The sequence below is a fragment of the Amedibacillus sp. YH-ame10 genome (assembly GCF_053848885.1).
Genome location: NZ_JBSPFA010000052.1, coordinates 1 through 8950, shown reverse-complemented (window position 1 = coordinate 8950; position 8950 = coordinate 1). Strand labels below are relative to the sequence as shown.

7 protein-coding genes and 1 other annotated feature are annotated in these 8950 nt (G+C 35.0%); of the genes, 1 reads left to right on the top strand and 6 read right to left on the bottom strand.

The window, feature by feature from the left end; translation table 11 throughout:
• Window positions 1-585 precede the first annotated feature (585 nt).
• The 4 genes from ACWG42_RS14555 to ACWG42_RS14540 form a co-directional block, all read right to left on the bottom strand.
• The gene (locus tag ACWG42_RS14555; protein ID WP_455793290.1) at window positions 586-1323 is read right to left on the bottom strand and encodes a YebC/PmpR family DNA-binding transcriptional regulator; all 738 of its coding nucleotides are present in this window, start codon (window positions 1321-1323) and stop codon (window positions 586-588) included.
• Window positions 1324-1453: 130 nt separating this feature from the next.
• A complete protein-coding gene (locus ACWG42_RS14550) occupies window positions 1454-2176 on the bottom strand; it encodes an N-acetylmuramoyl-L-alanine amidase family protein (protein ID WP_455793289.1) in 723 nt (240 codons plus the stop codon).
• A gap of 305 nt (window positions 2177-2481) precedes the next feature.
• Window positions 2482-4881 (bottom strand): leucine--tRNA ligase, encoded by a 2400-nt coding sequence (leuS, locus tag ACWG42_RS14545; RefSeq protein WP_455793288.1) that lies wholly within the window; start codon window positions 4879-4881, stop codon window positions 2482-2484.
• Between the two features lie 36 nt (window positions 4882-4917).
• Window positions 4918-5115, bottom strand: a binding site (T-box leader).
• A gap of 100 nt (window positions 5116-5215) precedes the next feature.
• Window positions 5216-5455, bottom strand: a complete 240-nt coding sequence (locus ACWG42_RS14540; RefSeq protein ID WP_455793287.1) for a hypothetical protein — start codon at window positions 5453-5455, stop codon at window positions 5216-5218.
• 182 nt (window positions 5456-5637) lie between these two features.
• Between ACWG42_RS14540 and ACWG42_RS14535 the strand changes: the two genes are divergently transcribed.
• Window positions 5638-6171, top strand: a complete 534-nt coding sequence (locus tag ACWG42_RS14535; protein ID WP_455793286.1) for an LptM family lipoprotein — start codon at window positions 5638-5640, stop codon at window positions 6169-6171.
• A 310-nt stretch (window positions 6172-6481) separates the two neighbouring features.
• On the opposite strand, the gene gltA is transcribed toward ACWG42_RS14535, so the two are convergent.
• Window positions 6482-7867 (bottom strand): NADPH-dependent glutamate synthase, encoded by a 1386-nt coding sequence (gene gltA / locus ACWG42_RS14530; RefSeq protein ID WP_455793285.1) that lies wholly within the window; start codon window positions 7865-7867, stop codon window positions 6482-6484.
• Window position 7868: 1 nt separating this feature from the next.
• Window positions 7869-8711, bottom strand: a complete 843-nt coding sequence (locus ACWG42_RS14525) for a sulfide/dihydroorotate dehydrogenase-like FAD/NAD-binding protein (RefSeq protein WP_455793284.1) — start codon at window positions 8709-8711, stop codon at window positions 7869-7871.
• Between the last annotated feature and the right edge of the window lie 239 nt (window positions 8712-8950).

The window sequence follows — 8950 nt, the reverse complement described above, 5'->3', positions numbered from 1 at the left end:
AGGACTTCCTTCAGATTCCATCTCACGATGGACACCCTTGTCTTCGACTAGTGGTTAGCGACTAAACCTCCACAGTGGACTTTCACCACTTAGATGTATGCCATGCCCGGCACACGAAAAAAGAAGCCTTTGGTTTCTGGCTTCTTTATAATATATTTATTTCTCGTCACATAAAAACAGGTGTTTGATTCTATGTCTGTTACATAGTGTTCCTATATCTGCTTTTCTATTTGATCAACCATTCTATTTAAAGGTTTAATTCTTAAAATTAATCTATTATTTATATTACTAAAACAATCAACAAAACCATACATAATGAAAATTATATTTCTTGTTTTATTATATATAGCCACAAATCGTATCTTTCAAATTTATCATTTTTTTGTACTATCATTCAATAATTTTGATAATTGCTTACTCATTGCATCTAATTTAAAATTCATTTTATTTAATAAATAAATACAAATAGCAATAAGGATTATTAGCCCTATTTAAAATGTAAATTTGATAAACATTGTAATTTTCCAAGTCATTGACAAATGTAATTTCCTAGTAAAAAAAAGAAGCGTAAGTATCTTCTTCTCTTTATTCAACTGGATCGTTGATGTTTTGACAATTATGATATACCTGTTGTACATCATCTACATCGTCTAATAATGTTACTAAACGCTGGAAGAGTTTTAAGTCTTCTCCCTCTAGTGTAATATATTCATTTGGAATCATAGTATCTTCCATAACTTCAAATTCAACACCAGGGATCAGTCCTTCAACAGCTTCTTTCGCTTTGTTTAAATCTGTAGGTTCTACTGTAATGGTCATATCTTCACCATCTACTTCAATATCCTTAAGTTCAACTTCGCCCATAATCAATGCGTCCATCATAGCTTCTTCATCCGTATATTTGATTACGATTAAACCAACATGTTCGTAATTAAAAGATGCACATCCAGCAACCCCTAATTTTGCATGTGATTTATTAAAACAAGCACGTAAATCTGCAATGGTACGATTTGCATTGTCTGTTAAACAGTCAATGATTACTGTTGCGCCTCCATTAGAACCAAAACCTTCATATGTTGCGGCAGAATAATTTTCTGTACTTCCACCCTTTGCTTTTTCGATGGCACGTTTAATAACATCCGCAGGTACTTGGTTTGCTTTTGCGCGTTCAATTACTTTTTTTAGAGGCATATTCATATCCGGATCAGGAACTCCAGCTTTTGCTGCCATCAAAATTTCCTTACCAAAACGTGAATATACTTTCGCTTTTGCATTTGCCGTTTTCTGCATAGCTGCAGCACGTACTTCAAAATGTCTACCCATTATTAATCACTCTCCAAATTTCCTAATCTAGTATAGCATATTACACTGATTAATGGCAAATAGAACTTTATAAGAATTGTTCTATTTACTGTATTACATAACAAAGAAACAAAATATTCTACGATATAAGTTATTTCTCCTGTTTTGTATTTATAACTGCTTTTGCAATTGCCTCTCCGATTGCTTTTTGTCCTGCATCTTTTCTCAAATAAGCAAGATCAGAGGAATCACTAACAAACCCCATTTCAACTAGAACTGCAGGTCTTTCATTCTTTTTGACCACATGTAAAGTATCACCATTTTGTGCATATCGAGCTTGGCTATAATTCAATTTTGAAAGTTCTTGCATAATGTTGTTGGCATAATTCATGCTTTCTCCTACACCTTCATTTGCATATGTATCAAATCCATAAGCGCGTTGAGACACAAGTTCACTAAAATTCAAATGCAAGGAAACAAACAAATCTGCTTGGTTTGCAGATGCTATATCTACTCGATTTTGTAAATCTTTTATTTCATAATCACCTACAGAAACATCTTTATCCCTTGTATATACAACTCGATAATCATTTTTCTCAAGGTATGCGCCCATATATTTTGCTACAGAAAGTACAACGTCTTTCTCATACACTCCATCAAAGTCACTGCCTGGATCATATCCACCATGTCCTGGATCAATCACAATGACTCCCTTCATTTGTTTCTGTTTCACACTTGTCTCTTCTTTGCTTTCCTCTACAAAGTTATCGACAGCTTTCACGACACTATCTTCTCTTGCATTTATAATGTATGAAATGGTTGTACCACTAACTACAAATATAAATAGGCAAGATAGGATAAAAACCATCTTCATTTCATCATTCGATTTTTTTATAATCCTTACGATTATTCTTCTAATATTTTTCATGCAGATATTCTATCATGTTTTTTTGTTCATATCAATCATGAAAATTATAGTCTATATTCTCATTCTTTGATTTTATGTGTACGCTCCACAACCTTACTATTTGATATTGTATTTCGTACTAATCATTAAGATTTTTTACAATAGCGTTGATATTGGATGTAGATGAAATTAACAAATCCAATAAAAAATATAATTTATATGTTTGGGTTCAAAAAATGCGTATACACCATTTTTGGTATATACGCACTCTTTTAATTCGCAACTATATTTACTACTTTACCTTTTACTACAATCATTTTACGGATCGTTTTTCCTTCTAATTGCGTTGCTACACTTCCAATTTTTAATGCTTCTTCTTTTAGTGTATCTTCATCACTACCATTTGGTACGCTGAATTTACCTCTCAATTTACCATTGACTTGCACGATGATTTCTATTTCATCTTCCACTAACATAGCTTCATCATATACAGGCCAAGGTGCGTACGTAATGGAATCGGTTGCTTGGAATACATTTGCCCACAATTCTTCACCAGCATGTGGTGCGAAACATGCGAACATTTTCAAGAATCCTTTCGCATATTCTACATAAATTTGATCCGCTTTATAACATTCGTTGATAAAAATCATCATTTGAGAAATCGCAGTATTCAAATTTAGTGTCTCTACATCGTTTGTTACTTTCTTGACTGTCGCATGGTATACCTTATCAAGTTTTCCATCATTTGTATCTGAAAACTTATCATACTCGGTATACAAACGCCAAACACGATCAATCCATTTACGTGCACCATCTAATCCATTGGTATTCCAAGGAAGAGCTGCTTCTAAAGGTCCCATGAACATTTCATAAACACGCAATGCATCCGCACCATGTGTTTCGATAATATCATCAGGATTTACAACATTCCCTCTTGATTTTGACATTTTTTCATTGTTTTCTCCAAGAATCATCCCTTGATGGAACAATTTTCCAAATGGTTCTTTTGTTGTCACAACTCCACAATCATACAATACTTTATGCCAGAATCTTGCGTATAGTAAGTGTAGAACAGCATGTTCTGCACCACCTACATATAAATCTACTGGTAACCAGTGTTTCAATAGTTCCGGATCCGCAATTGCGTCTTCATTTTTAGGATCAATATAACGTAAATAATACCAACAAGAACCTGCCCATTGAGGCATTGTATTGGTTTCTCTTGTACCTTTTACTCCATCGATTTCAACTCGTAACCAATCTTCACAATGTGCTAATGGAGATTCTCCACTATCACTAGGTTTGAAGTTCTTCGTCTCTGGCAATTCTAAAGGAAGTTCATCTATATCTACAGTACGTGTAGTTCCATCTTCCATTTGGATAATTGGAATTGGTTCTCCCCAATAACGTTGTCTAGAGAATAACCAGTCACGTAATTTGTAAGTCGTTTTTGCACATCCGCATGCGTGCTCTTCTAACCAAGCAATCATAGTGTCAATGGCTTCTTGTTTCCCCATTCCATCTAAGAAACCAGAATTGATATGTGTGCCATCTTCTGTGTATGCTTCTTTACTAATATCTCCGCCTTCCAATACTTGAACGATCTCGATATCAAATTTCTTTGCGAATTCATAGTCACGTGTATCGTGCGCTGGAACCGCCATTATAGCTCCTGTTCCATAGCTTGCTAGTACATAATCAGAAATCCAAATTGGCACTTCTTTACCATTGACTGGATTGATCGCATACGCACCTGTAAACACACCTGTTTTATCTTTGTTTAATTCTGTACGTTCCATATCTGATTTGGTAGCACATGCCTTTTTATAAGCATCAATTTCAGCCTTTTGTGATGCTGAAGTAATTTCATCTACATAAGGATGCTCTGGTGACATGACACAATAAGTAGCCCCAAAAAGTGTATCACAACGTGTTGTAAATACAGTGAACTCTTTATTTGTATCTTTGATTTTAAAGTTCACATTTGCACCTTGTGATTTTCCAATCCAATTGATTTGCATTTCTTTTGTAGAAGAAGGCCAATCACATAAATCCAAATCTTCTAGTAAACGTTCTGCATATTCGGTAATCTTTAAAACCCATTGACGCATAGGTTTACGAATAACAGGATATCCTCCACGTTCACTCTTTCCATCGATGACTTCTTCATTCGCAAGTACCGTCCCAAGTTCAGGACACCAGTTTACAGGGATTTCATCCACATATGCCAATCCTTTGTTGTAAAGTTGTAAGAAAATCCACTGTGTCCATTTATAGTAATCTTTATCTGTCGTTGAAATTTCACGGTCCCAATCATAGGAAAAACCCAAAGCTTGAATTTGCTCACGGAAATGATCAACATTCTTCTTTGTAAATTCTGCAGGATGGTTCCCTGTTTGAATCGCAAACTGTTCCGCAGGTAAACCAAACGCATCCCATCCCATTGGATGTAATACATTGTAACCTTGCATACGTTTCATTCTAGAAATGATATCTGTTGCTGTATATCCTTCTGGATGTCCTACATGCAATCCATTTCCACTAGGATATGGAAACATATCCAATACATAACATTTTGGTTTTTCAAAATCCCATGCATCACATGCAAACGTTTTATTGGTTAACCAATAGTTTTGCCATTTTTTCTCAATACTCTTATGTTCGTAACTCATACAATCTCTCCTTTTTCATATAAAAAAACGTCCTCATCTAAGGACGTTATAAGTAACGCGGTACCACCTTAGTTCATCTTTTACAAGATGCCCTTCATTTCTTCTTAACGCGAAGTTACACGGATCAAGTGATCAAGCTCCTTAACGAGTTCCCAAGTTATCTGTATCAGCTTACACCAACCGCTGACTCTCTATGACAGTGCACAAGGTACTACTTTAATTCAATGCTTATCTGCCATTTAGTATATCGAAAATTACGAAAATAGTCAATGATTTCTAAAGAATTCTAGAATCCGCAGCCTATACAACTTTAAATTTTCATAAAAGTTTATTTCTAAAAGAAAAATAAATATATAAATACAGCGAACATTGCTAGCGTAAACAACATACTCTTTTCGATATCTTCGCCTTCTCTTTTTCTTTGCTTAAGTTGCGAAAAGCTAATATATCCATAAATTGCTAAAGCTCCTATTTTGGCATAGACCTGTAAAAAAGGCCATACCATCGATACTATAAAGAGTACAATTATACCTACGATACCAATCATTCTTAATGTATTTTGATTTATTTTCATATCATCACCAACCGCTATAAGGATATCATACCTACTACATATTATCCAATATTTTTACCAAAACTTGATTATAAACACAAAGTTTGACACCCTTTTCATAGCTCATCATTACACAGATATACTTTAGTATATATATGTGCTATAATTTTTATTATTAAAGAATTCATCACGGAGGGAAAAAGATGAAAAAATTACTATGTTTCGTATTATTGGCTGGTTTATGTATTGGTTTAACGGGATGCGGAAGCAAAAACGATGCAGATATCGCAAAAGATGTAGAAAAGAAGATCGAAAGTGCAGGTTGGGAAGTTAAACACAAACCTCAGGAAGGCACAGTTGCACTAGATACCATTCTAATCATCATTGATGATGATTATAACTTTGGTATTTCAAGAGATATTGACAAAAACGAAATTCAAGGAATTAGCTTTTTGCACTCAACTTCCGAAATTTATATGACATCTTATTCATTAAAAGATAAGAAAACAGTCGGTAGTCATTTTAGTTCAGATTCTGTATTAAGTTGCGTTGGCTATGATATTGAAAATGATAAAGTAGATGAAAAAATGGCAACATCTGGTGTATGTGATGCAAAACAAGTCACTGGATTAAAAAATACACTTAAGTCTAGAGATGAGTTCCTAAAGGAAGCTGATATAGAAATAACGGATCTTCAAATTTGGGCAACTGAGTATTATAAAAATATAAAAGAATAGTAAAATCAATCGAGATATAAAAAGAACGCCTCAAGGCGTTCTTTTTACTAGGTTATCGAAAGGAAATCGATATGAATACAAGTAATTGAAATTTGTGTACATTACAATAAAAGGAAGGAATGTAAAGGAATACACACATTTCAGATCAATCATAGCAAGGCCAGTACCATGATTGTAGAAATAAGAACCTTATTCCTGTTATTATAATAACACTATTTATACAAAATGTAAACCCTTCCATTTATTCTTGTGTTCCTTTCTAATACTACAAATATAAAAAAGCTATACTTGCGTATAACTTTTTAAGATCTTATTTGTTTTGGATATAGTCATCCATTGCGGCAGCTGCTTTTTTACCAGCACCCATAGCTAAGATTACGGTTGCTGCACCAGTAACTGCATCTCCTCCAGCAAATACGCCTTCACGAGTTGTTTTACCGTTTTCATCCGCAACGATACATCCTTTACGGTTTGTTTCTAAATTTTCTGTAGTAGAACGGATAAGTGGATTTGGTGAAGTACCAATTGCCATAATCATACACTCTACATCTAGAACAAAATTGCTGTCTTTCATTTCTACAGGACGACGGCGACCACTTTCATCTGGCTCACCTAGTTCCATTTTCACGCATTCCATCCCAGTAACCCATCCTTCTTCATTTCCAAGGACACGTACAGGATTTGTTAATAGATTGAAGATGATTCCCTCTTCCATCGCATGTTCTACTTCTTCTTTACGAGCAGGAAGTTCTTCCATACTACGACGATATACTACCGTAACTTCTTCTACTCCTAAACGTTTTGCACATCTAGCAGCATCCATAGCTACATTTCCTCCACCAACAATAACCGCTCTTTTTGGTCGTTGAATTGGTGTATCTACACCCTCTTTGTAAGCTTTCATAAGATTACAGCGAGTCAAGAATTCATTTGCTGAATATACACCTTTTAAGTTTTCACCTGGCATATTCATGAAATTAGGAAGTCCAGCTCCACTACCGATGAAGATGGATTCATATCCTGCTTCAAATAAATCATCTACAGATTCACTTCTCCCGATCACAACATTTGTTTGTACATCAACACCCATCTTCTTCAAACCTTCGATTTCGTTTTGTACAATTGCTTTTGGTAAACGGAATTCTGGTATTCCATACATCAAAACACCACCTGCTACATGTAGTGCATCAAATACAGATACTTGATATCCTTTTTTCGCAAGATCACCAGCACATGTAAGTCCAGCAGGACCTGCACCAACAACCGCTACCTTATGACCATTGCTAACTGGTTTTGCAGGTGCTTCATTTACGTTTTCACGATACCAATCTGCAACAAAGCGTTCCAAACGACCAATTGCAACTGCTTCCCCTTTTACTCCGCGAACACATTTTTGTTCACATTGTGTCTCTTGTGGGCAAACACGTCCACAAACTGCAGGTAAAGAACTTGTTTCATGGATAATATGATATGCTTTTTCAAAATCTCCATTTTTCACTTCTTCAATAAAGTCAGGAATATTAACAGAAACTGGACAACCACTAATACATGGTTTTGTAGGACAATGTAAACAGCGTTGTGCTTCTTCCATTGCCATTTCTTTTGTATATCCTAATGCAACTTCTTCGAAGTTGTTTCTTCTGATATTAGGATCTTGTACAGGCATTTCTAATTTTTTCAATGACATATTAGGCATCTTAAGCTACCCCCTTATTCATTAGATTACACGCAGAATCACGTTCGTGAGCTTCAAAGTCACGATATGTCGCTCCTCTAGACATTGCTTCATCAAAATCTACTTCATGACCATCGAAATCAGGACCATCTACGCAAGCGAATTTTGTTTCTCCGCCAACAGTTAAACGACATCCTCCACACATTCCGGTTCCATCAATCATGATTGGATTCATACTAACCACTGTCTTAACGTTATATTTTTTAGTAAGAGCACATACAAATTTCATCATGATAAGTGGTCCAATTGCGATCACTTCATCAAACTCTTCACCATTGTTAATCAATTCTTCTAATACATTTGTTACAAGGCCTTTTGTTCCAGTACTTCCATCATCACTTACCAAATAGGCATGTGTACTTACCTTTTTGAATTCATCTTCAAGAATTACTAAATCCTTATTTCTGAATCCCGTGATAACAGTAACTTCTGTTCCATTGTCATGCAATGCTTTTGCTGTTGGGTATGCAATAGCACAACCAACTCCTCCACCAATTACACAAACCTTTTTTAAACCTTCCACATGGGATGGTTTCCCCAAAGGACCAACAAAGTCTAAAATACAATCATTTTCATTCAAGTTGTTCAACAACATAGTTGTTTTTCCAACGATTTGAAAAATAATGGTTATAGTACCATTTTCGCGATCATAATCAGCAATCGTCAATGGAATACGTTCTCCCTCTTCATGTACGCGCAGAATAATAAATTGTCCTGCTTGTGCTTTTTTCGCAACGACAGGTGCTTCCACAACCATTTTCGTTACGGTAGGATTCAAAATCTCTTTCTTAACAATCTTGTACATAGTCTCTCCTTCCTGAAACTTTTTTACATTTTCCTGATGAAAAATCTTCCATCACTGTAATTATTGTACCTTTTTTCATTCTTTTATTCAACAATAACTTGCATTATTTTTGTATCACCTAAATTTTTATTTGGAAGTCCGTTTTTTATAAATTAACTGCAATAAGTATGAAAGGTGTAAGATATAGGTGTGTTTCCTTGTGACACTTTAAAGGAGGTTTACTTATGAAAAACTGGAAA